We start from the raw sequence: 26,920 nt of genomic DNA on the forward strand, positions 1-26,920 counted from the left end.
TGTTATTTGGCGTGCTGGGCAGTTTTGCCATTGCGGGCCGCGCGCTGATAAATCGCCGCAAACGGCACAACATGGGTGCAGAGGTGTGGGAGGCGCTGGACACGGCAGTTAGGGACGCGCCTTTGCTGCATTTGCCGTCGTCATGGAGCGGAGCAGTGTTGCGCGTGCTTGCCGGGATCGTGGGTTTTGTGACACTCGCGGCGTTGCATCCCGTGGTGATAGGCGTTTCAGCCTGGTGAATGCCAAAAGCCGCGCTGTGACAGGCGCGGCTTTTTGGAGCTGAAATGGTTTAGGACGCGCGCGAATAGCGGACACATTCGGGCACGGGCTGACCTACGAGGGCCACCCTGTCAGCTGCGCAGTCGCGCTCAAAGCGATCGAGATTTACGAGCGTATGGACGTGGAAGCCACCGTGCAGGCGCGCGGCGCCCATCTGGCCACGCGGCTTGAGCGGTTCAAGACGATGAATTCTGTGGGCAACGTGCGGTCCAAAGGGCTGATTGCTGCCGTGGAACTGGACCCCGCATCGGGGCTCACAGGCGCAATGGTCGGGGCCGAGACCGAAAAACGTGGGGTGTTCTTCCGCATCATTGGCGACACAATCGCGATGTCACCGCCTTTGATTGTGAGCGACGACGAGATTGATCACTTCACGGATGTTTTGGAGGACAGTATCCAAGCGGCGGGGTAGGGGGACGGTCTGCTTTGCGGGACCAGGTTAACGTTCGCTGCGGGTTGGGCCAACGTCTGCTTTTGGACTAAGCCCGAACTTTCTCGTGCACAGTATGATCACCTAGCTGGATTTGAATTTGATGCAGTGAAACGGAAGCTAATTTGAGGCAGTAGCGGACGCTTTGGACATACTTGACGCTGACTTAGACCGTTTAGCTTAGCTAAAATGCTCCACATCAAACCGGCAGAACTTCGTAATTTTTTAACTTCGGAATGTCATGCATAGCAAAACAAGTGCGGTTCCATGGCAGATCCCTTCATATCCGAATTTCAGACAACTGGTGATAACGGCAACTTTGTCGAGGTGCGGGTCGACGAAGGCTATGACGTATCGGACCTGCGCATCGCGTACTACAATAACGGCGGTGAACGGATGCAGGCCGTCAATCTGGGCGCGATCGATGGCGGTGGTGCCACAGGCGACGTCTACGTGATCTCATCGGGGCCGATCAACTCTGCCCGGGCGTTTGCGCTGTATGATCGCAACACCGGCGAGGTGTTTCAGTTTGTCTCCTCGGGCCAGACGATCAACGCAATCAACGGTCCGGCCAGCGGCGAGACATCCGATGATGTCGGAACGCACACCGGATCCCAGTCGATGCAATCGGACGATGGAGGTCAGACTTATTACACGCAGTCCAGCCCAAACCCCGGCAGCGCCCCACCGCCGTGCTTTCTGAGGGGCACGCGGATCCGTGTGCCTGATGGCTGGCGACGGGTCGAACAATTGCGAAAGGGCGACTTTGTTTGCACCAACACTGGCCCTAAAGCGATCCGTTGGATTGCTCGCAGAGCGATTGATTTTTCTTCCCATGACGCTCGTGACAAACCATGGCGGATCAGAGCTGCAGACGGACGCCATGTAGATCTATCGCCACAGCATCGCGTGTTTGTGGATCTAGCAGGTCGCACTTCTGGCCTACTTCCGGTGCGGTTGATGCCGCATTCGTGCCAACGAATTGGATTGAAACGGGCCGTCTATCTGCATCTCCTTTTGGACGAGCACAGCATTGTGGATGCGAACGGGTTCGCGGTCGAGACACTGCTGATTGGAGCGCAAGCAGACACCATTCTTCCGCCAAACGCGCCGCGAGACCTATCACTTGTTCCGGCAGCGCCAATCCTGAGGAGGTCTGACCTTCGTTCCCAAGGAGGTGCCGCCTACCCAATTCCATTCTCTGATCTGAAGCATCAGGCGGCGGCCTGAAGGGTGCGGCAAGGGTGTTTGCCGTCTGTAGGATTAGACCAGTTGCCGCAAAAGCGGACCTCTGTTCATTTTGCAGCATTGGTCGGATTGGGCCCAAACCCGCAATTCGCTGCGTATTACCCCCACCCCCCCAAGCCGCGTGCGCACGGTTCGCGCGGCACTTCACAAAAGCAAGAATTTTGTCGGTGAGTTTTGGCGTCCGCGATCTTCTGCACAACCGCGCTGCCCACCACTGTGCCATCCGCGATGCCTGCAATTTCGCGGGACGGCCCGGGGGTTTTCGCCCTGAAACCCACGATGATCGGCACGCTTCTGCTTATCTTTATAAAAAGTGCAATATTGCACTTGTTTGGTCCGATATCGAATTATATAGTCCAATATCGTATTATATAGGAGACGGGCTATGACCCAACACACATCCAAAATGTCCCGCCGCAAGATGCTCGGCCTTATCGGCGGCGGCACGATCTTTGCGGCCACGGCCAGCACTGCTGCATTCGTTGGCACGCGCACACCGCACGCCGCCCTTCAACCTTGGGATATGGCAGGCGGATATGCCGACCCGCGCATGAATGCGCTCAGCTATGCTTTGCTGGCCCCCAACCCCCACAACCGCCAACCGTGGGAAGCCGAAATGCGCGGCATCGATCAAGTGGCCATCTGGCGCGACCCTGCTCGCAACCTGCCCGTCACCGACCCTTTTGCGCGCCAGTTGACCATCGGCATGGGCTGTTTTCTGGAACTGATGGATATGGCCGCCGCGCAGGCAGGTTTCGCCGTTGATACAACGCTCTACCCGCAAGGCGAAGACGGCCCCGTCGCCCTATGCACATTCCGCGAGGGCGGGGCAGCCGATCCGCTGTTTGCCCATGTCATGCAGCGCCGCAGCCACAAGGATGCGTTTGACCCCACCCCCGTAGGCGCGGCCGCCGACCCGCTGCGCGCCCATTCGCAGATCGTGACAGATGCCACCCAAGTCGCCCGCCTGCGCGAGCTGGCCTCTGGCGCTTGGCTGACCGAAATGTCCACCACCGACGCCTATATGGAATCCATCGATCTGTTGCGCATCGGCAAGGCCGAGATCATCGCCAACCCCGATGGCATCGACGCAGGCGGCCCGATGCTCGAAGCACTGGCCGTTGCAGGGCTTTTTACCCATGAGGCCGCCCGCGATCCGCAAAACCCCGGCTCGCAGGACGCAATCAACTCGACCAACGCCGCCATTCTGGGCGCGCCGGCCTATGTTCTAACGAAAACCCAAGGCAACACCCGCGCCGATCAGATCGACGCTGGCCGCCGCTGGCTGCGCCTCAACCTTGCCGCCACAGGGGCAGGGCTGGCCGTGCGCCCCGTCAGCCAAGCCTTGCAGGAATACGACGCGGTCGCGCCGTACTACACGGCGATGCACACCGAATTTGCGGCCCCCAACGAGACGGTTCAAATGCTCGGGCTTCTGGGCTACGGTCCGACACCAGCGCGAACACCGCGTTGGAAACTGGAGACCCGCCTGCGTGACGCAACCTGACACCACATCACAGGCGGAAGTAGGGGCTGCCTATTTCCGCCTGTTCAACGAGATTGGGATCATCGCCCAACTCAGCCGCACACTTCTTGAGGCGCGTCTGCCCAAGGGCATCATCCTGCCGCATTTTTCGGTGCTCAACCACCTGATCCGCGTGCGCGACGGGCGCACGTTGATGGAACTGGCCTCGGCCTTTCAGGTGCCCAAAACCTCGATGACACACACGGTGGGTGGCTTGGAAAAAGCGGGCTTTGTCACCGTGCAGCCCAACCCCGCCGACAAGCGCAGCAAATGCGTGTTCATCACCTCAGAGGGGCGCACACTCGCCGCGGGCGCGGTCACAGCCCTCGGCCCCGATGTGGCTGAACTGGCCCAAGACTTCCCGCTCGAGCGCGTGCAAGCGATGCTGCCCCAACTCGAAGCCCTGCGCACGATCATGGACGCCAAACGGGGGTGAGGGGAGGCGCTTTGCGGGAAGCCGCCTTCGGTTTCTTGGGGCGCAGCGACCTTGCTAAAAGCCAAGCCGACATAAGTCGAAAGGATTGATCAATGACAAAAGGCTTTAACTGATTCAGTTGTGGGGCGCCGACTCAGCCAAAAATGCCACGTTCGTAAGCTGTGCCCAAAAAAGCGCGACAAACGCAAGTACAATGGGAAATACCAAAAACCATCCAAAAAAATAGAAAGCACCAAAGCTACGATAGGATTCTATCGAGGGTTTAAGCTCTGAGAGTTCTTTGTGCATTGAGCACAGTTGCGTGGCAATTTTATCGGGGTAGTTTTCTTCAAACCCTGGGTTGGAGCGTCGTTCCTCTAGAAAAACCTCAATTCTTTCTATAGTTTTTTCAAGCTTTGTTAAGATGTGAGATCCCGCACTTATACGAGCAACTCCATTTACTTTTTCTTCTGAGTTCCAAGACCATATGGAACTGAAATCGCCCCACCAATGGACAACATGATTGATCACTTGAAATCCGATAACCCAGAAAATCGCGCCTGATACAGCAGTTTGACTTATGGTCACACCGATGAGTTCAAGATCAGCGGGAAGGACAGAATAGTGTTTTGCCAAAACGACGACCAGTGCAGTGACTGTCAATGCTCTCGCTGACCGCTGTGTAGATAGAGAAACGAGTTCTTTCCCTTGAAGATGCATGCTCTCTTCCCAACCCATGTATTCATGTTTGCATTTATGACCCCTGGATAGTTCAAAAATCAAAATAGTTTTGTCGGATGATAGCAAAATCGCCGAAATTCATCTTGAAAATATGTGTCGCGTGGCCCGCCTACAGCGGCTTGTCCCGTAGATTTATTGTCGTAACGTGCCGCATCTCTTAAATCGGACCCCACTTCTCACGTCACTTCCTCAAGCCGCGTGCGCGCCGTCCGCGAGGCTCTTCACAAAGGCCAGAATTTCGTCGGTGGGTTTGCCTTCTGCGATCTTTTGCACAATTGCGCTGCCCACAACGGTGCCGTCGGCGATGCCTGCGATCTCGCGTGACTTCTCGGGCGTTTTGACGCCGAAGCCCACGATGATCGGCAGGTCGGTGCTTTGTTTCATGCGCGCCACTTCGGGGGCCACGTCGGCGCCTTGGGCCTCGGCCGCGCCTGTGATCCCTGTGATCGACACGTAATAGACAAAGCCGCTGGTGTTTTGCAGCACTTTGGGCAGGCGTTTGACGTCTGTCGTTGGCGTGGCCAAGCGGATGAAGTTCAGCCCCGCGGCTTGGGCGGGGATGCACAGTTCGTCGTCTTCCTCGGGGGGCAGGTCCACGATGATCAGACCGTCGATGCCTGCTGCCTTGGCTTGGGTCAAAAACAGATCAACGCCGCGGCTGTAGATCGGGTTGTAATAGCCCATCATCACAATCGGGGTGGTGTCATCGGTCTTTCGAAATTCCGTGGCCAGTTCCAGCGTGCGGTCCAGCGTCATGCCGCCTTCAAGCGCGCGTTGACCGGCCAGTTGGATCGCAGGGCCATCGGCCATCGGGTCTGTGAACGGTAGACCCAACTCGATGATGTCCACGCCCGCCGCAGGCAGCCCTTTGACCAGTTCAAGCGAGGCGTCAAAATCAGGATCACCCGCCATCACATAAGACACAAACGCCTTGCGGTTTTGCGCTTTCAGTTCGGCGAATTTTGCATCGATACGGGTCATGTCGGCGGTCCTTTTGAAACTCAAACCGATGTGCCGAAATTGCAGCCCAAACGCAAGAGGCTTGATTGCCCGCGCCGCGCCGTGCATCACGCAGGCCATGACAACGATCCTGTTTCACAAACCCTTCGGCGTGCTGTCCCAATTCACCGATGCCCGCAGCCCCACCGAACGCCCCACGCTGTCGGCCTATATCGACATGCCATCGGTCTATCCCGCAGGCCGTCTGGACCGCGACAGCGAAGGACTGCTGGTGCTCACCGATGACGGCCGCCTGCAAGCGCGCCTCACACAGCCCCGCAGCAAAACGCCCAAAACCTACTGGGCCCAAGTCGAAGGCACGCCCACGCCGGACCAGCTGACCGCCCTGCAAAACGGCGTCACCCTTAAGGACGGCCCCACGCGCCCCGCCAAAGCCCGCCTGATCACCCCCGATGTGCCGCCCCGCGACCCACCCATCCGCGTGCGCAAATCCATCCCCGACGCATGGATCGAACTGACCATCACTGAAGGACGCAACCGTCAGGTGCGCCGAATGTGCGCCCATGTGGGCCTGCCGTGCCTGCGCCTCATCCGCCGCTCTGTGGGCGACTGGACGCTAAACGACCTTCCACCTGGCACATGGCGTCACGCTTGATCTTGCCCCCCCTTCGCAGTAAGCCGCGCCAAACACTGGATCAAAGGGGATCACCATGGGTTTCAAGATGGGCATCGTCGGCCTTCCCAACGTCGGCAAATCCACGCTGTTCAATGCGCTCACCCGCACAGCCGCCGCACAGGCCGCCAACTTCCCCTTTTGCACGATCGAGCCAAACGTGGGCGAAGTGGCCGTGCCGGACGCACGCCTCGACAAACTGGCCGCCATCGCCCAGTCCAAGGAAATCATTCCCACACGCATGACCTTTGTGGACATCGCAGGGCTGGTCAAAGGGGCCTCCAAAGGCGAGGGGCTTGGCAACCAGTTTCTGGCCAACATCCGCGAGGTCGACGCCATTGCCCACGTGCTGCGCTGCTTTGAAGACGGCGATGTGACCCACGTGGAAGGGCGCGTCGATCCGGTGGCCGACGCCGAAACGATCGAGACAGAATTGATGCTGGCCGATATGGAAAGCATCGAAAAACGCATGCAAAACATCGTGCGCAAAGTGCGCGGCGGCGACAAAGAAGCAGTGCAGCAAGAACGGCTTCTCAAACTGGCGATGGAAACGCTGGAGGCTGGCAAGCCCGCCCGCCTGGCCGAGGTGGACGAAGACGACGCCAAAGCCTGGAAACTGCTGCAACTGCTGACAACCAAACCCGTGCTCTACGTCTGCAACGTGGGCGAGGCCGAAAGCGCCGAAGGCAATGCCCACTCCGCCGCTGTGGCCGAGATGGCTGCCGCCCAAGGCAACAGCCACGTGATCATCTCCGCCCAGATCGAAGAAGAAATCAGCCAGCTTGAGGCCGATGAGGCCGCGATGTTCCTCGACGAAATGGGCCTCACGGAAGCAGGCCTCGACCGCCTGATCCGCGCAGGCTACGAATTGCTGCACTTGGAAACCTACTTCACCGTCGGCCCCAAAGAGGCCCGGGCATGGACGATCAAAGCAGGCACATCCGCCCCAAAAGCCGCGGGCGTGATCCACGGTGATTTCGAAAAAGGCTTCATCCGTGCCGAGACCATCGCCTACGACGATTTCGTAACCTTGGGCGGCGAACAGCCCGCCAAGGAAGCGGGCAAAATGCGCGCAGAGGGCAAAGCCTACACCGTCAAAGACGGCGACGTGCTGCACTTTTTGTTTAATACGTGAGGGGCGAGAGGGGGCAGGTTTTTGGAAAAACCTGCCGGCCGCGATTTTCGAAAATCGCGCCCTGCGCAAACATCAGCGGAAGCACTGGAGTGTTGTGACAGTGCCTTCTGCTTGCCTTTGGTCCATGTGAAAAAGCAAAATTGCGACGTTACGCAAAAAACCAAACTCATGCAGAGTAACGGGGCCTTTAGCCCGACAGCAGGTCGCAGCACTGGGTAAGAGTTTTTTGTCGGAACGGCCCAAAACACAGAAAGGGTTGTAGCGATTAAGCCAACCCCTCGATACTTATTGTTTCGAGAGTTTCTTCAAGAAATTCCGCGAGGATCTTCGTGTTTTGTCTATAATGATATAAATCAAAGCCATTCATGGACCCGTCATTTAGCGCTGTTGGCGCCAGATAATTCGCCCATGCACGCCAAAGCACGTATGCGGAATGAGGGGTGGTCGTATTGTTTTGATCTGGCTGGAGCAAAAAGTACGCACCAATATCGTCCAATGTCGCCTGACCATGTCGTATTTTATCATAAAAATCGGGATGCCGAATTTTGAAGATCGTACAGGTTGAAGCAACGTGGTAATTTGTACTGGCTCCAAGGCTGGTAGGCCACAACGCTATTATACTTGTGATACGCTCAATATCTCGTAGCCCAATCTCAGATCGGCTTTTATAGCATTCTAACGCACCCACTACTAAACTGACGCGGTCTTTGTGAATGCCCATTTCAGGTGCAACATGCTCGAAATAACGATCGGAGGTCGGAGTATTTTGGTCAACTTTTGAAGGTAATCCCATTGTGACCGTCACAAACTTTTGCAAATACAGCCCTGCATTTATCCCACTGCCATATCTCGCCCGGACACTGTTCTCTAACTCGCGCACATTTGTGCCAAGAATGAAATGCACATTCGGGACTTCAAAGAAGTGCTTGATGATTTCCAATAGCGCGAGGCCATAGTCAGGGCGGCATCGGTCCAGTTCATCGACCACAATGATCAGTTTGCGCGATTGTCCTTCCTTGTCGACCGTCAGGCTTTCCAGTGCGTTATGAAACTCATGCATAACTGACTGGCGCTCCTGTGCCTGTTTCCAGAACCCTTCGGCTGAATTGGCCACCTCCGCGCCGATACCCTCTGCGACGACATCGCCTAGGTCGCCCAAATGATTGGTCACCCCAAACGTCGCAATGCTCGCGCCGATACGCAGGGCGGCAGGTCCAAGTCTCCAAACGACTTTTTTCACCCGATCCATTTTGTTTTGTTCAACTGCCTCAAGATGTTCCTCGAAAACATCCGCCATACACGCCAGCAATGAAACCAACGGCTCATCCATAAAGTCATTTGCAAAAGCATCAAAGTAAACCGTCTGGCTTGTGTTGCCCTCGCGCTGCAAATGGTGGCCGACCCAACACTTCAAAAAGTGACTCTTGCCCGTACCCCATCCCCCATCCAGCGCGATGACCATGGGTTCCTCAATGCGTTCAACCAGATCAGACAGACGGTCCCCTGTTTTCTCGCGGCCAAGCTTGTCGTGGCCTTCGAACCCATCTTTGTAGAGGGTAATTTCAGGTGAGGGAGGGGTGATGCGAGCCATAATTGCCTTCTAACTCTTAACAAAAATTAACGAAAACGTCTGACGCTGGTCAGACGCTAGGCCATACGCATAGCAGACGCCGTTGTCCGACGCTATTTTTTGACTAAGGCGTTGTATAGCGGGCCCAAATTCCCACTTGCCCCCCGTCCAAGCCTTATATAAAGCGGTCCACGGAGACGTGGCCGAGTGGTCGAAGGCGCTCCCCTGCTAAGGGAGTAGGCGGGAAACCGTCTCGAGGGTTCGAATCCCTTCGTCTCCGCCATAACCTGTTGATCACAAAAGACTATCGGGTAGCTTTTGTTCGGCGGCAACGTTGGCGCGACGGAAGACGAGCGTCACGCAGGTTGATACAATTACGATGAAAAGCGAATAGAGGACTGGCACGGCCATGTAGGATTGTGCCTCGGTACCGCTGAAGGTGAAGGCGATGATTGCGATTGCAAGGGGGCCGTTTTGGATGCCTGTCTCCAGCGCCACGGTCCGGGCATTACGCGGATGCAACCGAAGTGCCCGCGCGAAAAGATAGCCGATGGTGATGCCAAATAAGCCCAAGCAGATCGAGGCAATATAGGTTCCTGACGTTGTTTCTAGCAAAAATTGCCAGTTGCGCGGCACCCAAGAGACAATCAAAAACACAATAAAAAACAAAGCGAGGACGGAGCCGAAGAATTCGGTCACGGCACCAACGTTCGCGCTGAATTTACGCAAGACCATACCAATCCCAACGGGCACGAGCAGTAGCACAAGCGTGGCAATGATGTTTTCGCGCGGAATTTCGAGATCGAGTGCGTTGGAATAAACAACCAATATGATAGGGATCAAGATGACGCCAGCGACGGTTGAGGTCACTGTCATCAAAACCGACAGCGCAAGATTACCCTTTGAAAAATAGGTGAAGATGTTGGACGTTGTTCCGCCGGGCATGCATGACATGATCAGAAGTCCCACTGCGATGGCCTCGGGCAGTGTCAGGCTAAGCGCCAGAATAAAGCCGATGAGCGGCATGAACCCGTATTGCGAGATGACGCCAATCGCCAGCCCATAAGGCCTGCGCAATGCGAGGTAGAAGTCGCGTGGCGTAAGAGACGCCCCCATGCCAAGCATGATCACAAAAATCATCAACGCAAGGATGGCTTGTTCAAAGGCTCCGACCATGGTGCTTACTCCGCTGCGTGCTGCGTAAGCTCTTGGGCGCGCAGATCTTTTCTAAGGATTTTTCCGACATTTGACTTTGGAAGATCATCGCGGAACTCAAATTGCTTGGGCACCTTATAAGCTGTTAGGTGCGCCTTGCAGTGCGCTTTGAGATCGGCTGCTGTCAGGCTGTCGTCGCGTCTTACGATGAACGCCTTAACGCTTTCGCCTGTGGCAGCATCAGGCACACCGATTACGGCCGATTCCAGAATGCCGGGGTGGGAGGCAAGGCAGTCTTCAATTTCGTTGGGATAAACGTTGAAGCCTGATACGACGACCATGTCCTTCTTGCGATCCACGATGTGGAAATATCCGTCGGCGTCCATCACGCCGATGTCGCCTGTTAGGAACCAATCGTCGTGCATGACCTTGGCAGTCTCATCGTCTTTGCGCCAATAGCCCGCCATGATTTGGGGGCCTTTGGCGGCAATCTCGCCGCGTTCGCCTTGGGCCACCTCGACGCCGTTTTCATCAAGGCAGGCCAGCGTGGTCGAGGGGAGGGGGATGCCGATGCTGCCTTCGCGGGTTTTGCCAAGCGGCTCAAAGGTCAGGACGGGGGATGTTTCGGTCAGACCGTATCCTTGCAAAACGGGCTTGCCGGTGATGTCTTGCCATGTCCGCGCGACCGAGGCCTGCAATGCCATACCGCCCGCCGAGGCGAATTTCAGATGTTTTGGCGGTGTGTCGGTGAACCAGATCTCGTTTGTCAGCCCGTTGAACAGAGTGTTCACGCCGCTCATCCATGTGATTTGGTAATTCTCGAACGCGCGCTTGAGGTTTGTCAGCGGGCGCGGGTTGGGGATCAGAACATTGTGTGCACCAAGCCAGTAAAACCCAAGAAGGTTCACCGTAAAAGCAAAGATGTGATACATCGGCAGCGCTGTCAGGGCGACTTCCTTGCCTTTTTCCACGCCCGAGATCAGCTCCATCGTCTGTTCCATATTCATGATCAGATTGGCGTGGGTCAGCATCGCGCCCTTCGACACACCCGTTGTGCCGCCCGTATATTGCAGGCAGGCGATGTCATCGGGGCTGACGGCCTGGTGGTAGGCATCCACTTCGATCTTTTCGCCATCACGGTGTTTGCGGCCCGCGCTAAGTGCGTCGGGCAATCGAATATGCGGAATTTCAATGCGGCTTACGGATTTGTCCCAGTGTTTTTGAACCAGACCGACAATGCCGCGGGGCAGGGCGGGTAAAAACTCGGCCACGCGGGTGACAATGATGTTTGGGATGGGATGCCCCTTTGTGGCCGCAGGGATTTTGTCGGCAAACATATCCACGATCACCAGCGCGTGGGGTTCGGCATCATTGAACTGACGCGCCATTTCCTCGGCGGTGTAAAGCGGATTGACGTTCACCAACACGCAGCCGGCTTTCAGCACGCCGAAAGCTGCGATCGGAAAAGACAGGCAGTTGGGCATTTGCAGGGCGACACGGTCGCCTTGGGTCAGCCCGGCCACTTCGCGCAGATAAACCGCGAATGCATCAGACATTTCATCGACCTGATCAAAGGTCAGGGTGCCGTTCATGCCATTGGGTAGGCAGTTGGTAAATGCAGGGGCATCGCGGTGCGTGTCAGCAACGCTGCGCACCAGATCGCCGATGGTGCGATAAGACGCGCTTGGAATATCCGCGCGAACGTCCGGCCCATAGAAGGCCGTCCAGGGACGGGTCTGCGATGTCATGAAAATGCCTCCCAACATTTATTGAGAAGAAGGATAGCATGTAAAAACGGGCTGTCGATTGTAACGTTAGGGCGAACTCGTTTTCGGTGCTGTTTTGTGCGGCTCGTTTGCGCGAAAGTGCTTCGCGGCGTGCCAGATCAGCGCCCGTGCGAAACGAGCGTTCAACGAAATCCATATGCACCCACTTGGATTGATCCTTATCGCAGTCACCCTGCAAACCAGCCTTTTGACACCACGGGTTGGCTTTTCGTTGTTCTATCTCAAAGGCGTCTGCCCGCCCGATATCAAGCCGATAGACATCTAAAACGGTGTGGTTCCATTTGTCCTGTTGCAAGTGTTGTGCCTTGTTCTGGTATTGTTGATCCTAACACTTGCCACATGGCTGCCATCCGTCGCCTTCTGGGAAAGGACCAATCGATGACCAATGACGCGCTGATTAAACGTTTGCAAAAGGCGGTTGGCCCCAAGCATGTGCTGACCGACCCACGCCAGACGGAACGCTTTCGCAAAGGGTTTCGGTCGGGCGAAGGCGAGGCGATTGCTGTGGTTTCGCCCGGATCTTTGGTTGAGCAATGGCATGTGGTCAAAGCCTGCGTTGAGGCCGACAAGATCATGATCATGCAGGCCGCCAATACAGGCCTGACCGAAGGCTCGACGCCAAAGGGCAGCTATGACCGTGACGTGGTGATCGTTAACACGCTGCGCCTTGATAAATTGCATGTACTGGATGACGGCAAACAGATCATCAGCCATCCGGGTGGCACGCTGTTTGGCTTGGAAAAACTGCTTAAACCTTACGGGCGTCAGCCCCATTCGGTCATTGGCTCAAGCTGCATCGGAGCCTCGGTGATGGGGGGCGTGTGCAACAACTCTGGCGGCTCGCTTGTGCGACGCGGTCCGTCGTTTACCGAACTGTCGCTTTACGCGCAGATCACGGCAGATGGGACGTTGGAACTGGTTAACCACCTGGGGGTGCAGTTGGGCAATTCGCCCGAGGAGATCCTTGGCGCGTTGGATGAAGGACGCTTTACACCCCAGGATGTGATGGATGCAGGACGCGCGTCCGATGACGGGTATGAAACACGTGTGCGTGACGTCGATGCGCCAAGCCCCGCGCGGTTTAACGCCGATCCGCGGACATTGCACGAAGCTTCAGGTTGTGCAGGCAAGCTGGCCGTTTTTGCCGTGCGCCTTGACACCTTCCCCATCGAAGAAGGCGAAAAGGTGTATTACATCGGCACAAATGACGCCGCCGACCTTACCGCCTTGCGCCGTCGTGCCCTGACCGAAGTGAACCCGTTGCCGATTAGTGCGGAATATCTTCACCGCGCGTGTTTCGACATCGCACAGGTCTACGGCAAAGACACGTTGCTGATGATCGACTGGTTCGGCACGGACAAATTGCCGATGTTTTTTGCCATGAAAGGCGCGATAGATGCGCGGCTCAACAAATTGCCGCTGCTGCCCAAGAACCTTGTGGACCGCGTGATGCAACTGGCCTCGCGCATGGTGCCCAACGCCTTGCCCAAACGCATGATGCAATTTCGCGCGCGGTTTGAACATCATTTGATTCTGAAAGTCTCTGGCGAAACAGCGGCGGTGACCGAAACACTCCTGAACGAAACCGTTGGCAAAGATGGCTGGTTTGCATGCGACGCGAAAGAAACCAAGAAAGCGATGCTTCACCGCTTTGCCGCAGCGGGGGCCGCGGTGCGGTATCAAAACGTGAACCCCAACACGGTCGAAGATATTTTGGCTTTGGACATCGCGCTTCGCCGCAATGATGAAGACTGGGTCGAGGTTCTGCCAAAGGAAATTGATGACCAGATCGAGGCCAAGATGTATTACGGCCATTTTTTCTGTCATGTGTTCCACCAAGATTACATCGTCAAAAAAGGTGTGGACGCCAAAGCGCTTAAAGACCGTATGCTAGAGCTGTTGGACACGCGCGGCGCAGAATATCCCGCAGAACACAACGTGGGTCATCTTTATAAAGCCAAGCCTGCGTTGGTCGATCACTACAAGACGTTGGACCCCACAAACTCGTTCAACCCGGGAATTGGCAAAACATCCCGTGCGCGTAATTACGGCGATGACTGCGGGTGTAGCGCCAATAAGACGGCGGCTGAATAGACGCCAGCGATTGCAAAACGCAAAAACCTTGGATAGCCCTTTGCCCAGTGCAATCGGGGGGCTTTTATCATGACACATATCTGGGTGCGTGCCGAACAACGCCCGTTTGAACAGCGCGTCGGAGTTACGCCCGAAGGGGTGGCCGCGTTGATGGACGCTGGTTTTGACGTCACCGTCGAAACCAGCGATGCGCGTGCCATTCCGATACAGGGGTTCAAGGCGACAGGTTGCACCATTGCCCAAGCGGGTGATTGGATGAATGCCCCTGATGACGTGATCGTATTTGGTTTGAAAGAACTGGACCCCGATGGCCCAGATTTGCGCCACCGCCACATCATGTTTGGCCATGCTTTCAAAGGGCAGGCGGATGGGCCAGACCTTTTGAACCGTTTCAAACGGGGTGGTGGGGCGCTCTATGATCTGGAGTATTTGGTCGATGACGCAGGTCGCCGCGTCGCTGCGTTTGGCTATTGGGCAGGCTTTGCCGGCGCTGCCGCGGGGCTCATGGCGCTTGCTGCACAACACAATGGCCACGACCTTGGGTCCGTTGGTGTCTTTGATGGCAAGGACGCTCTTCTGGATGATCTAAGGGGGCGTATGACGGACGTGCCCGATACACCGCGTGCGATTGTGATTGGGGCAAAAGGGCGGGTTGGCACAGGCGCCAGTGATCTGTGTGACGCAGTGGGTATTCCCGTGACCAAATGGGACATCGAGGAAACCAAACATGGCGGGCCGTTCCCGCAGATCATGCAGCATACGATGTTTGTGAACTGTATCCTTGCAGGCCCTGATGTGCCTGTCTTTGTGCCAAAGTCATCTGTGGATGCACCGCGCGCGCTGCGTGTTGTGGCGGACGTCTCGTGCGATCCCAACAGCAGCTACAACCCCGTGCCGATCTATACCCATTCCACCACCTTCGAGCAGCCTTTGGTCCATGTGGCCGACAATCCCCCGCTGGACGTTATGGCGATTGATAACCTGCCATCCATGCTGCCCGTGGAAAGCAGCGCCGACTATGCAGCGCAATTGCTACCTGTTCTGCTGCAGCTTGATCACATGGATCAAGGTGTCTGGGGCCGCGCGTATGAGACATTCCAAACCCATTTGAACCGATTGTAAGGAGAGACTGTCATGCCAACCATTCATTGGGTCGGAACTGGCCTTTCCTCAATTCCCGGATTGCGTCGCCTGATCGAACAGGGGCGCGATGTTGTTGTCTGGAACCGCACAATCGAAAAAGCGCAAGAGGCGCTTGCAGGACTTTCGGTCGAGATTTGCGCCTTTGATTTGGACGCTCTGGCAGGGCGGCTGCAAGCGGGGGATGTTGCCATTTCAATGCTGCCCGGTGACTGGCACGTGCCGATTGCAAAAGCATGCCTTCAGTCGGATGCGCATTTCGTATCATCGTCATACATCGCCCCTGAAATGCGCGCGTTGCACACCGCCTTTGCGCAAAAGGGTCTGGCCTGTGTGAACGAAGTGGGGCTGGATCCCGGTATTGATCATCTGATGGCGCATTGGCTTGTGGCGGACTATCGCGCGTCCCAAGCATTTGATGCGGACAACGCGCTGAGTTTTCGCAGCTATTGCGGCGGCATTCCTAAAATTCCAAACGCTTTCCGCTACAAATTCAGCTGGTCGCCGCTTGGTGTGCTCAAGGCGCTGCGTTCGCCGTCCAAGTCCATCAAGGATTTCAAAGAGCATGATGTGGCCCGTCCATGGGACAGCCTGTCGAGCTATGAAGCCCCGCTGCCCGTGCCCGAGAGTTTTGAGGTCTACCCCAACCGCGACAGCCTGCCGTTTATCAGGGACTATCAGTTTGACCCCTCTTGGCGTGTCGAAACATTTGTGCGCGGCACTATGCGGCTCAATGGATGGGCCGAGGCATGGGGAGATATTTTCAAAGAAATCGAAACGCTTGAAGGTGCTAAAGGCGATGCGCGGCTCAAGGAAATGTCCGACGGATTTTGGGCCGCGCATGCCTATGACGAAGGCGAGCCTGACCGCGTTGTTCTTTGTGTGGAGCTTCTGGCCAAGCGCGACGGGGCGGCGGTTTATCACAAGACCTATGTGATGGACGCTTGGGGCGACGCACGCGGCAATGCGATGGCGCGTCTGGTGTCGGTGCCTGTCTCGCTTGCAGTTGATGCTGTGTTGGCGGGGCAGATCGGTGCAGGGGTCAGTGCCGCGCCCTCAGACCCCGCGTTGGTTGATGCGTGGCTTTCCGAGGTCGGAAAGCTGGCGCAACACCTGCACGTGGTCGATCACACCGCCGTATAGCGGATAAGATCACCAATGCGCATCAGGTGATCATGCATCGGGTTGGTCTTGCGCCAGACCATCCCGACGGTGCGCTTTGGTTGTGGATCCGCAAAATGCCCGATGCAGACGGCCGCTGATTTTGTCTCAACCGGCACAGCCATTTCAGGGATAAGGGTAACGCCCACCCCCGCACCGACCATTTGCACCAATGTGGAAAGCGAACTTCCGTCAAGACCGTTGCGGGGCAGGGCGCTGCCCATATTGCAAAACGATAGGGTTTGATCGCGGAAGCAATGGCCCTCTTCCAACAACAACAATCGCATGTCCATCAGCTCAGAGCGGCTTGGCATTGGTGCATCCCGAAGGCTGTCTGGCCGCACCAAAACCAGATTTTCGTCAAACAAAGACACCTCGGTCAGGTTCGCTTGGTCCGAGGGCAAGGCAAGAATAGCTGTGTCCAAAACGCCATTGCCCAACTCTTCCAAAAGACGGGGTGTGACGGTTTCGCGGACGTGTAAATCAAGATCCGGAAACGCGGTCCCCATCGCTGGAATAAGTTTTGGCAATAGGTAGGGCGCGATCGTCGGGATGATCCCGATGCGTAGGCGACCCGCCATCGTCGTTTGCGCGGCGCGCGCCATATCAGACAACTCGTCCACAGACTGCAAAATGTCACTGATGCGTGGCGCGATACGTTCACCGAGCGGGGTCAGCCTGACCTGTCGTGGCGTGCGTTCAAAAAGTAATGCGCCAAGATTGTCTTCAAGCTCTTTGATTTGCACCGATAGGGCAGGCTGGCTGACCGAACTTGCGTCTGCGGCCTGACCGAAATGGCCGTGACGGGCAAGCGCCTCAAAATATCGTAATTGTTTCAGTGTAACATTTGCCATAATAATTTCATATCGGTTTTATAGCTAAATGCAACTTTTCGTTATTGATCGCGCATGTTAGAAAGATTCTAACTTGGGTAGGGGACGCGCTATTCGGGGTGGTTACACCTGCACGATACGCTACATCCGATCCTAAGACAGATTTTATGGATAACAGGAGAAAGCATCATGATGGACGGAAGCGACAGCAGCGGCGGTAAGTGCCCAATCATGCACGGCGCATCGTTGCACACCACTTTTGGCGTGCGGTCGAACAAGGACTGGTGGCCGAACCAGTTGAACCTCAAAATCCTTCATCAAAATGCACCCGCACTCGACCCTATGGGCGAAGAATTCGACTACGCTGAAGCCTTTAATGCGATTGATTATAAGGCGCTCAAGTCTGATCTGACTGCGTTGATGACCGACAGCCAGGAATGGTGGCCCGCAGATTACGGTCACTACGGCCCGTTTTTCATTCGTATGGCGTGGCACTCGGCAGGCACTTATCGCACCGCAGACGGCCGCGGGGGCGCGCGGTCCGGCACGCAGCGGTTTGCGCCGCTCAACAGCTGGCCCGATAATGGCAACCTTGATAAAGCGCGCCGCCTGTTGTGGCCGATCAAGCAGAAATACGGTCGCGCCATTTCATGGGCCGACCTGATGATCCTTGCGGGCAACGTGGCACTTGAATCGATGGGTTTCAAAACCTTTGGTTTCGGTGGTGGTCGCGCCGATGTTTGGGAGCCAGAAGAAGATATCTACTGGGGCCGCGAAACCGAATGGCTTGAAGAATCAGGTGGGCCAAACAGCCGCTACGAGGGCGACCGCGAGTTGGAAAATCCGCTTGCTGCCGTGCAGATGGGCTTGATCTATGTGAACCCTGAAGGTCCCGACGGAAACCCTGACCCGCTCGCATCGGGCCGTGACATTCGCGAAACCTTTGCCCGCATGGCGATGAACGACGAAGAAACCGTCGCTTTGGTGGCCGGTGGTCATACGTTCGGCAAAGCCCACGGCGCAGGTGATGCCGCCCTTGTTGGCGTAGAGCCCGAAGGCGGTGCAATCGAAGCGCAAGGCCTCGGTTGGCTCAGCACGCATAAATCAGGCAAAGGTGTAGATACGATCACAAGCGGTATCGAAGGGCCGTGGACGCCAACGCCGACAACTTGGGACATGAGCTATTTTGACGTGTTGTTTGGCTATGAGTGGGAACTGACAAAGTCGCCCGCAGGTGCCAATCAGTGGACGCCCAAAACCGAAGGCGCCGCCCAAGCGCCGCAGGTTGACGGCAACGGCACAGTGCCTTTGATGATGACCACCGCAGACATGGCGATGCGGATGGACCCGTCATATGAAAAGATCTCGCGCAGGTTCCATGCCAACCCAGATGAATTTGCCGATGCCTTTGCGCGTGCATGGTTCAAACTGTGCCACCGCGATATGGGGCCCAAGTCGCTTTACCAGGGGCCAGAAGTTCCCAGTGAGGAACTGATCTGGATGGACCCGATCCCTGCAGTTGATCATAAACTGGTTGATGCAGGCGATATCGCGTCGCTGAAAGAAACGATTTTAGCGGCAGGTATTCCATCCGAAGATCTGATCTCGGTCGCGTGGTGCTCGGCATCGAGCTTCCGTGGGTCCGACCTGCGTGGTGGGGCAAACGGGGCACGCATTCGTTTGGAGCCACAAAAAGACTGGGCCGCCAATGAGCCTGAAAAGCTGGCCAAAGTGCTGGCGGCTTTGGAAAACATCCAAGGCGATTTTAACGGCGCGAACGGTGACAAGAAAATCTCGCTTGCTGATTTGATTGTGTTGGGTGGGTCTGCTGCGGTGGAAGCCGCGGCCAAGGCCGCTGGTCATGATGTTGAGGTGCCATTCACACCCGGACGGATGGATGCCAGCCAAGATCAAACCGACGCCGAGAGTTTCGAACCGCTTGAGCCAAAAGCAGATGGTTTCCGCAACTACCAAGAAAAAACCTTCAGCTTTTCAGCCGAAGAAATGTTGGTCGATCGCGCGCAGTTGCTGAACCTGACAGCACCCGAAATGACAGCGCTGGTCGGTGGTTTGCGCGTCCTTGGCGCCAACCACGGTGGTACCGATCACGGTGTGTTCACAGATCGCAAAGGCACGTTGACCAACGACTTCTTTGTCAACCTGTTGGATATGGCGACCGAATGGAAACCATCGGCAGAGGACGGAGAAATCTTTGAAGGGCGCGATCGCGCATCCGGAGAGGTAAAATACACAGGCACGCGGGTCGATCTGGTCTTTGGCTCAAACTCGCAACTGCGCGCTGTGGCCGAGGTCTATGCACAAGAAGGCAATGAATTTGTCGGCAAATTCGTTGCAGCTTGGACCAAGGTCATGGAGTTGGACCGCTTCGACGTGAAGTGACACTGCCTTGAGGTGATGACAAAGGCGTCTTCTTCGGAGGGCGCCTTTTTTTGTGGGGCGTTCAGCAGGAAATTGCGGATGCTGGCTGCTTGCCCCTTTTGCTTTGTGCCATTTGATGTTTAGACACGTGAATGTATTACCATTTGTCCAAAGGACATGATTTGCCCCCCGTGTCGCGCCTGACCCGCTTTCTGGCAACCACTTTGATCGCCGGCATTCTGGCCACGCAGGCCAGTGCGTTTGAGTTGAAGTGGGTTTGGAAAGACGCCGAGGAAGAGGCGTTTAGCACTGTCGGAAATGCAGCGTTGCTTGGTCCATTAAGCCGACAGGACGATGCCGACGCACAGGACATTTTGGGCGCCGCACAGGCCGATTATGCCCGTTTGATCGCAGCCCTTTATGACGAAGGATACTACGCACCTGTCATTGCAATCACGCTTGATGGTCGCGAGGCGGCTACGTTTTCCCCCGTCAGCCCCCCGTCGCAGGTGGGGACCGTCACAATCACGATCACCACAGGCCCCCGTTTCAGCTTTGGTCAGGCGCAAATTAGCCCGCGCGCGAATGATGATCCCCTTACCCAAGGGTTTTCATCTGGCGAACCAGCCAAGCTGACCATTATCCGCGACGCTGTAGGGGCCGAGGTTGACCACTGGCGTGACGCGGGACACGCAAAAGCAGATGTGGCGTCACAACAGATCGCTGCGCGACATCCCCAACAGGAACTGGACGTTCGTGTCGTTCTTGATCCGGGCCCCCAACTGCGTTTTGGCACGCTTGTCTTGACCAACGACAGCGCCGTGCGCACCGACCGTTTGATCGATATTGCAGGCCTTCCGACCGGTCAGCGGTTTTCGCCCGATGAACTGGACCGTGTTGCCGCGCGGCTGCGGCGCACGGGCACTTTTGATGTTGTGGCCTTGTCAGAAGCCGACAGCGCGAACGCAGACGGCACTTTAGATATTGAGCTGCAAACGACTGATCGCTTGCCGCGGCGGTTTGGGTTTGGTGCCGAAATCTCGTCGCAGGAAGGTTTGGAGCTTTCGGGGTTTTGGTTGCACCGAAATCTCCTCGGCGGGGCTGAACGATTGCGCATCGAAGCTGACGTGGGCGGTATTGGCGGCCAGTCTGGCGGCGAAGATTACGAACTTGGTGCGCGCTTCAGCCGCCCCGCCACGTTCAACGAAGACACGGATTTCTTTATTGAAACGAACCTTGAGCGCCTTAATGAGCCGTCGTTCACGTCTCGTAAATTCAGCGTAGAGGCGGGCATCAAACGCTATGCGACGCCGCGGCGCGAATACACATTTGCCATTGGCTACGAACGGGCGCGCACAACAGATGCCTTGGGCGAAGAGGATTACACCATCCTGACCGCGCCTGCGACCGTCCAGTTTGACTACCGCGATGATACGCTCAATCCCAAGGAAGGCTATTTTGCACTGGCAAGTGCGATGCCCTATATTGGTCTGGATGGCACGCCCGATGGTGCGGTGCTGTCGTTTGACGGACGTGCTTATTACACCTTACCCCAAATGCAGGCGCTGACGCTTGCCTTGCGCACGCAAATCGGAACAGTCCTTGGACCTGATGTAGAAGATGCCCCTGCCGATTTCCTGTTTTTCTCGGGCGGCGGTGGAACGGTGCGCGGACAGGAATATCAATCGCTTGGCATCGATCTGGGTGGCGGGTCGCAAATTGGCGGGAACGCCTTTCTGGGCCTGTCGGTTGAGGCGCGCTATGCGCTGAACGATACGCTTGGGGTAGTGGCGTTTTTTGACACGGGCTTTATCGGTTCGGAAGGGCTTGGCGATACAAGTGCAGGGGATTGGCACAGCGGGGCAGGTTTAGGGGTGCGTTACGACACAGGCATTGGTCCCATCCGCTTTGATGTTGCTGTGCCCATTGACCGCCCGCAAGACGCATCCTCGTTTCAGGTTTACATCGGCATCGGGCAGTCGTTTTGATGCGGTGGCTGCTGTGTCTTTTGTTTGCCTGCTGGTGCTCTGTGCTGCCTGCGCAAGCGCAACAGGAAACGGATCGTGGATATCTGGCCGAGCTTCTTGAAGAGCAGCTTGGTGGTCCGGGTCGTACGGTGCGGATCGAAGGATTTTCTGGCGCATTTTCCAGTCGCGCGACCATTTCCAGAATTACCGTTGCCGATGAAAAGGGCATTTGGCTCGAGATTGATGGCGCGGCCATCGAATGGAACCGCAGCGCTTTGTTGCAAGGTGCAATCGATATCGAGCAGATGAGTGCCGCGCGCATTCTTGTTGCCCGCGCACCTGAACCCGTCGACACGGGGCTGCCAGATGCCGAAGCCTCTGGCTTTTCGCTGCCTGAATTGCCCGTGTCCATCCAGATCGGCGCGCTTTCGGTGCAAGAACTTTCGTTGGGAGCGCCTTTGATCGGTGAGGCGGTGACCCTGTCGTTTCAGGGCGCTGCATCACTTGCTAACGGGGATGGCACTGTTGCTTTTGACCTCAGGCGCAGCGATGGCAAGATCGGTCAATTCAAGGGCAACGCGACCTATGCGACAACCTCAGAAAACCTTGATATTAACCTGTCCTTGATCGAGGGGCAGTCAGGCATTCTTGCGCGATTGGCAGGATTGCCACGCGATCCAAGCATTTCTGCGACAATCGAAGGCGCGGGTCCGCTGGCCAACTTCGCGGCTGACATTGCCCTTGCAACCGAAGGTCAGGATCGCCTGACAGGGCGTTTTGTGACCAGCCAGGCGGCAGACAGTGCCGAACGTGGCTTTGACCTTGATGTGCGCGGGGATGTGGCCCCGTTGTTTCTGCCCGAATACCGCGCCTTTTTTGGCGATGATATTGCGCTCGATATAACGGGCGCACGCGACGAGGATGGGGCGATCACTTTGCGCCGTCTTGCGCTTGAGACAGACGCGCTTGATCTGCGCGGCGCAGTCACGCTGACACCTGCGTTCTGGCCAACATTTGTCGACATCGAAGGGCAGATCGCATCGCGTGATGGCAGTGCGGTTTTGCTGCCGATATCTGGTGCGGCGACGCGCATTGACCGCGCAGATGTCTTGTTGAAATACGACACGCGCAGCGCGGATCAATGGAGCGGATTTGCACGCGTTGACGGGCTGACGCGCGATGAGGTTGCAATACCAAGCTTGCGTCTGACGGCGCGTGGCACGCTTGATCCCGTGGCTGATGAAACGCGTATCGGGCGTTTGGACGGGGATGTCTCGTTCGCCGCCCAAGATATGGCTTTTGCCGATGCGAATCTGCAAAGGGCAATTGGTGACAGTGTCAGCGGTGAATTCACGCTTGCCTTGCAATCAGGCGCGCCCGTTCGGTTTTCACAGATTTCACTTGGCGGAGCAGATTATCAGTTGCAAGGCGCGGCGCAGGTCCAAGGGATAGATCAGGCGTTGCGAACCGATTTTGACCTTGATCTGGTGGCTGAGCAGTTGTCGCGTTTTGCAGGGTTGATCGGACAACCCTTGCGCGGACGCGCCGATTTGACCCTTGCCGGTTTTGCTGACTTGGGGGGCGCCTTTTCTGTCGAGGTGTCGGGCCAGACCAACCGCTTGTGGATCGGACAAGCGCAGGCCGACCGCATTCTGGCGGGTGTCACACAGCTTGAAACGCAGGTTGTGCGCTCGCAAGAGGGGCTGCGGGTAAACGCCCTTGAAATCAACAACCCGCAGCTTGATCTGACGGGCGATGCCTTTTTAACAGGCGCGCAAAGCAATGCATCGTTCGATTTGCGTCTGGCAAATGCAGCTTTGGTTGCACCTGGTGCGAACGGGCCTGTGACCGTTGCAGGGACAGCCATGGCGCAAGGCGATGTGTGGCAAATCGACGTTGAAGGTGGCGGGCCATTTGGCGTTTCGGCCGCTGTGCAAGGCGTTGTAACGGGCGCGCAGCCACGCTTGAATTTCGATGCAAGACTACCTGATATCGGCCGTTTGGTTGATGGGTTTTCTGGCCCCGCCACACTATCGGGGACGGCGTCGGAAGGGACGAATGGCTGGCAAATCGAAAGCGCGATCACCGGGCCAGCGGCTGCCAATGCGACCCTGAGCGGCGTTGTGGCACCAACGGGCCGTGCAAACCTGAGCGTGCGTGGTGGACTTCCCTTGGGGCTGCTGAACCCATTTTTGTCGCCGCAACGGATACAAGGGCAAGCGGGCTTTGATCTGCAGGTCAACGGGCCGCTGGATTTGTCGTCTGTGTCCGGGCGTGTCGGTCTGAGCGATGTTCGCGTCTCTGCTCCGACCGCGCGGATCGCGCTTGAAGGCGGTGTCGGCCAAATTGATTTGGCTGGCGAAAATGCCACGATCAGCTTTCAGGCCCAGGCCAATACGGGGGGACGGGTGACAGCGGATGGATCACTAGGGCTGTCGGGTAACCTGCCAGCAGATATAACGATTACGTTGGATCGTTTGGCAGTGATCGATCCAGCGCTTTACCGCACGGCGGTGACGGGGCGTCTGCAAATCACGGGTCCCGCAAGAACAGCGCCGCAAATCAGCGGTCTGGTTACTTTAGATGAAACACGCATCAAGGTTCCGTCTACAGGATTGGGTGGGTTCTCCATTGTGCCGGAAATCGCACATGTCGGCGCGTCAAATGCCGTGACAGCGACCCAACGCAAAGCGGGCATCGGCCAAACCGCGCAAGAGGGCGCTTCGGGCAGCGCTGCGTCAACTGCGTTCCGCATAGGCCTGGACGTCACAGTTGAGGCCCCCAACCGCATTTTCGTACGCGGGCGCGGGTTGGATGCAGAATTGGGCGGGCGCATCCAAATCGGCGGAACCACAGATGCAATCGTATCCTCAGGGCGGTTCGAGTTGATCCGTGGCCGTCTTGATTTGCTGACCAAACGATTTGCGCTGGATGAGGGATCGATCCAACTGTCTGGCGATCTGGACCCGTTCATTCGTTTCGTTGCCACCACCCAAACAGATACAGGCACTGCGAGCGTCGTTGTGACAGGACGCGCAAGTGCGCCTGAAGTCACCTTTGAAGCCACACCCGACGCGCCCGAAGACGAGGTGCTGGCACAGATCTTCTTTGGTCGGGATGCCGCGCAGCTGTCTGCCTTTCAGGCGCTGGAGCTGGCGAATGCCGTGCGACAACTTCAGGGTAAAGGGGGCGAAGGTGTGGTGGCAAAGCTCCGCCGCGGGTTCGACCTTGATGATCTGGATATCCGCGTTGATGATGAAGGCAATGCCGCTGTGCGCGCGGGAAAATACATCAGCGAAAATGTCTATACGGATGTGGAAGTCGGGCAAACGACGGAAGTGACCATCAATGTCGATATCACCTCTAATCTAACGGCGCGGGGTAAGGTGACGTCTGAAGGGAACACATCGCTCGGGATCTTTTTTGAGAAAGATTACTGACCGGGGCTTGGCACACGTTTTTGTCATATGCGGTTCAGACATGTTGCAAAACGGCGCATTTGGGCCTTAAGCCTAACCAACCTGACTGAAAGCGACTGCTGCCGATGCTTGATGCGTCCGTTCGAAAACTCATTGACCCGCCGTTGAACGCGCTTGGCCAGTCTTTGGCGCAGCGTGGTTTCACGGCCAATACGGTAACGATTGTTGGCTTGGGGCTTGGGCTTTTGGCTGCCGCCTCGATTGCCAATGGTGCGTTTTTTCTGGGGTTGGTTTTGCTTTTGGCCTCTCGGCTTGCAGACGGGCTGGACGGTGCAGTGGCCCGTGCCACGCAAAGAACAGACTTCGGCGGCTATCTTGATATCGCGTGTGATTTTTTGTTCTACGGCGCGATCCCGCTGGCCTTTGTGTTTGCCGCGCCGAACGACAACGCGGTGGCGGGGGCGTTTTTGCTTGCTGCGTTTTACTTCAACGGCACCAGCTTTCTGGGCTACGCTATTCTGGCCGAAAAGCATGGACATCAGACACAAGCCCAAGGACAAAAGAGCCTGTATTATTCAAACGGTCTGCTAGAAGGCACCGAAACGATCATCTTTTTCGTTCTGCTGTGCCTTTTTCCGACTGCCTTTGCCTATCTGGCATGGGGCTTTGGCATCTTGTGCGGCCTAACCGCCACGTTACGCATCATCGCGGCACACCGCATCTATTCCAACATTTCGACCACGTAAGGACCCTGATCACATGAAACCAGTCATTCTGAGTGCGGCAGTTGTCGCTGCTGCCTTGCCCGCATGGGCCGATACCGATCCGACCGATTGGGCCTCTGTCACGGCGGCGGCGAAGGGCCAGACGGTCTATTGGAATGCTTGGGGCGGATCCACACAGACCAACGATTTTATTGCATGGGTCGGTTCGCGGGTCGCACAAGACTATGGCATCACGCTTGAACACGTAAAACTGTCGGATACGGCGGATGCCGTCAGCCGCGTTCTGGCGGAAAAAGCAGCAGGTCAGGATGACGACGGCGCCATCGATATGATCTGGATCAACGGCGCGAACTTCGCCTCTATGAAGCAGGCAAATCTGCTTTTTGGTCCTTTTGCCGAAGATCTGCCGAATTGGTCAATTGTCGATGTAGAGGGCAAAACCGTACAAACCGATTTCACAGTGCCAGTCGAAGGGTTTGAAGCGCCTTGGGCAATGGCGCAAGTGGTATTCATGTATGACACCGCCGATATCAGTGCACCGCTTACCAGCATGCAAGCCATCCTCGAATGGTCACAGGCCAATCCGGGGCGTTTCACATTTCCGCAGCCCCCCGATTTTTTGGGCACCACGTTTTTGAAACAAGCGCTGATTGATCTGTCTGATGATGCCTCTGCGTTACAAGCGCCAGCAGGCGATAACTACGATGCCGTGACCGCGCCGCTGTGGGCGTTCATGGAAGCGCTTACACCAACGCTGTGGCGTCAGGGCCGTGCCTATCCGCAAACCGGACCACGCCAGATGCAGCTTATTGCCGACGGCGAGGTTGATCTGGCGATCAGCTTCTCGCCAGGCGAGGCATCGGCCGCGATTGCCAATTTCCAACTGCCCGAGACCGTGCGCACCTTCGTGCTTGAAAAAGGCACGCTTGGAAACGCCAGCTTCGTGGCGATCCCTTACAATTCGGGCAGCAAGGAAGGCGCGATGGTCGTCGCCAATTTCCTGATGTCGGCAGAGGCGCAGGTGCGCGCCCAAGACCCAAATATTTTGGGATACGGCACGGTCCTCAATATGGATGCCTTGCCCCAAAGCGACCGCGCTGCATTTGATGCGCTGGAACTGGGTGTTGCCACGCTTTCGCCTGCCCAACTTGGCACAGCCCTGCCAGAACCGCACCCAAGCTGGATGACGCGCATCGAAGCCGACTGGATCGAGCGTTACGGCGTTGCGCAGTAAATTGAACTGATAGCCCGTTGCAGCCTCGCGTAATTGCATGGCTTCCGCTT

At 56.6% G+C, this 26,920-nt stretch carries 23 protein-coding genes and 1 tRNA gene; 17 read left to right on the plus strand and 7 right to left on the minus strand.

Annotated features, from left to right (window positions below; translation table 11 throughout):
• From L1065_RS09230 to L1065_RS09240, 3 genes are all read left to right on the plus strand, one after another.
• Positions 1–239, plus strand: a 239-nt coding sequence (locus L1065_RS09230) for an NnrU family protein (protein ID WP_305082548.1), incomplete at its 5' end; no start/stop codon positions are given.
• Positions 240–304: 65 nt separating this feature from the next.
• Positions 305–691 carry an aminotransferase class III-fold pyridoxal phosphate-dependent enzyme gene (locus L1065_RS09235; RefSeq protein WP_370641179.1) on the plus strand — a complete coding sequence of 129 codons (387 nt, stop codon included), beginning with the start codon at positions 305–307 and terminating at the stop codon, positions 689–691.
• Between the two features lie 285 nt (positions 692–976).
• Complete coding sequence (locus L1065_RS09240) at positions 977–1,939, plus strand: Hint domain-containing protein (RefSeq protein ID WP_237095197.1); 963 nt, start codon at positions 977–979, stop codon at positions 1,937–1,939.
• A gap of 116 nt (positions 1,940–2,055) precedes the next feature.
• Here L1065_RS09240 and L1065_RS15925 read toward each other — a convergent pair whose 3' ends face one another.
• On the minus strand, positions 2,056–2,247 hold the full coding sequence (locus tag L1065_RS15925; protein WP_370641164.1) for a hypothetical protein: 192 nt from the start codon (positions 2,245–2,247) through the stop codon (positions 2,056–2,058).
• Positions 2,248–2,342: 95 nt separating this feature from the next.
• Here L1065_RS15925 and L1065_RS09245 point away from each other — a divergent pair, with 95 nt between their 5' ends.
• Together L1065_RS09245 and L1065_RS09250 are read left to right on the plus strand one after the other, a co-directional pair.
• Entirely contained in the window at positions 2,343–3,464 is a 1,122-nt protein-coding gene (locus L1065_RS09245; protein ID WP_237095198.1) for a twin-arginine translocation pathway signal protein, read from the plus strand.
• Positions 3,451–3,918: a MarR family transcriptional regulator gene (locus L1065_RS09250; RefSeq protein WP_237095199.1), complete on the plus strand. Its 468-nt coding sequence runs from the start codon at positions 3,451–3,453 to the stop codon at positions 3,916–3,918. The genes L1065_RS09245 and L1065_RS09250 overlap by 14 nt, the downstream gene beginning before the upstream one ends.
• Positions 3,919–4,032: 114 nt before the next feature.
• Here the strand turns inward: L1065_RS09250 and L1065_RS09255 are convergent, their stop codons facing one another.
• Both L1065_RS09255 and trpA read right to left on the minus strand, forming a co-directional pair.
• On the minus strand, positions 4,033–4,635 hold the full coding sequence (locus tag L1065_RS09255) for a hypothetical protein (RefSeq protein WP_237095200.1): 603 nt from the start codon (positions 4,633–4,635) through the stop codon (positions 4,033–4,035).
• Positions 4,636–4,827: 192 nt separating this feature from the next.
• Positions 4,828–5,619 carry a tryptophan synthase subunit alpha gene (trpA, locus tag L1065_RS09260; RefSeq protein WP_237095201.1) on the minus strand — a complete coding sequence of 264 codons (792 nt, stop codon included), beginning with the start codon at positions 5,617–5,619 and terminating at the stop codon, positions 4,828–4,830.
• 97 nt (positions 5,620–5,716) lie between these two features.
• On the opposite strand from trpA, the gene L1065_RS09265 reads away from it, so the two are divergent.
• A complete protein-coding gene (locus L1065_RS09265; protein WP_237095202.1) occupies positions 5,717–6,253 on the plus strand; it encodes a pseudouridine synthase in 537 nt (178 codons plus the stop codon).
• A 55-nt stretch (positions 6,254–6,308) separates the two neighbouring features.
• Complete coding sequence (gene ychF, locus L1065_RS09270) at positions 6,309–7,406, plus strand: redox-regulated ATPase YchF (protein WP_237095203.1); 1,098 nt, start codon at positions 6,309–6,311, stop codon at positions 7,404–7,406.
• A 265-nt stretch (positions 7,407–7,671) separates the two neighbouring features.
• On the opposite strand, the gene L1065_RS09275 is transcribed toward ychF, so the two are convergent.
• On the minus strand, positions 7,672–8,997 hold the full coding sequence (locus tag L1065_RS09275) for a P-loop NTPase fold protein (protein ID WP_237095204.1): 1,326 nt from the start codon (positions 8,995–8,997) through the stop codon (positions 7,672–7,674).
• A 172-nt stretch (positions 8,998–9,169) separates the two neighbouring features.
• Here L1065_RS09275 and L1065_RS09280 point away from each other — a divergent pair.
• Positions 9,170–9,259: transfer RNA gene (locus L1065_RS09280), tRNA-Ser, on the plus strand.
• 11 nt (positions 9,260–9,270) lie between these two features.
• On the opposite strand, the gene L1065_RS09285 is transcribed toward L1065_RS09280, so the two are convergent.
• Positions 9,271–10,152 carry a bile acid:sodium symporter family protein gene (locus L1065_RS09285; RefSeq protein ID WP_237095205.1) on the minus strand — a complete coding sequence of 294 codons (882 nt, stop codon included), beginning with the start codon at positions 10,150–10,152 and terminating at the stop codon, positions 9,271–9,273.
• Positions 10,153–10,157: 5 nt separating this feature from the next.
• On the minus strand, positions 10,158–11,879 hold the full coding sequence (locus L1065_RS09290; protein ID WP_237095206.1) for an AMP-binding protein: 1,722 nt from the start codon (positions 11,877–11,879) through the stop codon (positions 10,158–10,160).
• Positions 11,880–12,054: 175 nt separating this feature from the next.
• On the opposite strand from L1065_RS09290, the gene L1065_RS15930 reads away from it, so the two are divergent.
• The 4 genes from L1065_RS15930 (at position 12,055) to L1065_RS09310 (ending at position 16,295) form a co-directional block, all read left to right on the plus strand.
• On the plus strand, positions 12,055–12,183 hold the full coding sequence (locus L1065_RS15930) for a hypothetical protein (RefSeq protein ID WP_370641165.1): 129 nt from the start codon (positions 12,055–12,057) through the stop codon (positions 12,181–12,183).
• 113 nt (positions 12,184–12,296) lie between these two features.
• Positions 12,297–14,012, plus strand: a complete 1,716-nt coding sequence (gene dld, locus L1065_RS09300; protein ID WP_237095207.1) for a D-lactate dehydrogenase — start codon at positions 12,297–12,299, stop codon at positions 14,010–14,012.
• 69 nt (positions 14,013–14,081) lie between these two features.
• The gene (locus L1065_RS09305) at positions 14,082–15,134 is read left to right on the plus strand and encodes a saccharopine dehydrogenase (protein ID WP_237095208.1); all 1,053 of its coding nucleotides are present in this window, start codon (positions 14,082–14,084) and stop codon (positions 15,132–15,134) included.
• Positions 15,135–15,146: 12 nt separating this feature from the next.
• Positions 15,147–16,295: a saccharopine dehydrogenase family protein gene (locus L1065_RS09310; RefSeq protein ID WP_237095209.1), complete on the plus strand. Its 1,149-nt coding sequence runs from the start codon at positions 15,147–15,149 to the stop codon at positions 16,293–16,295.
• On the opposite strand, the gene L1065_RS09315 is transcribed toward L1065_RS09310, so the two are convergent.
• Positions 16,280–17,167 carry a LysR substrate-binding domain-containing protein gene (locus L1065_RS09315; protein ID WP_237095210.1) on the minus strand — a complete coding sequence of 296 codons (888 nt, stop codon included), beginning with the start codon at positions 17,165–17,167 and terminating at the stop codon, positions 16,280–16,282. The two genes, L1065_RS09310 and L1065_RS09315, sit on opposite strands and share 16 nt — an antisense overlap.
• Before the next feature lie 171 nt (positions 17,168–17,338).
• Between L1065_RS09315 and katG the strand changes: the two genes are divergently transcribed.
• The 5 genes from katG to L1065_RS09340 all read left to right on the plus strand — a co-directional run bounded on the left by katG (position 17,339) and on the right by L1065_RS09340 (position 26,870).
• Positions 17,339–19,546, plus strand: a complete 2,208-nt coding sequence (gene katG / locus L1065_RS09320) for a catalase/peroxidase HPI (RefSeq protein WP_237095688.1) — start codon at positions 17,339–17,341, stop codon at positions 19,544–19,546.
• Between the two features lie 131 nt (positions 19,547–19,677).
• Entirely contained in the window at positions 19,678–21,513 is a 1,836-nt protein-coding gene (locus L1065_RS09325) for an autotransporter assembly complex family protein (protein ID WP_237095211.1), read from the plus strand.
• Positions 21,513–24,932 (plus strand): translocation/assembly module TamB domain-containing protein, encoded by a 3,420-nt coding sequence (locus L1065_RS09330; protein WP_237095212.1) that lies wholly within the window; start codon positions 21,513–21,515, stop codon positions 24,930–24,932. Before L1065_RS09325 ends, L1065_RS09330 begins: the two co-directional genes overlap by 1 nt.
• Before the next feature lie 104 nt (positions 24,933–25,036).
• The gene (locus L1065_RS09335; RefSeq protein ID WP_237095213.1) at positions 25,037–25,657 is read left to right on the plus strand and encodes a CDP-alcohol phosphatidyltransferase family protein; all 621 of its coding nucleotides are present in this window, start codon (positions 25,037–25,039) and stop codon (positions 25,655–25,657) included.
• A gap of 13 nt (positions 25,658–25,670) precedes the next feature.
• Positions 25,671–26,870 carry an ABC transporter substrate-binding protein gene (locus tag L1065_RS09340; RefSeq protein WP_237095214.1) on the plus strand — a complete coding sequence of 400 codons (1,200 nt, stop codon included), beginning with the start codon at positions 25,671–25,673 and terminating at the stop codon, positions 26,868–26,870.
• Positions 26,871–26,920: the final 50 nt, after the last annotated feature.

This window comes from Nereida sp. MMG025 (assembly GCF_021654165.1).
Classification (GTDB): Bacteria; Pseudomonadota; Alphaproteobacteria; order Rhodobacterales; family Rhodobacteraceae; genus Nereida.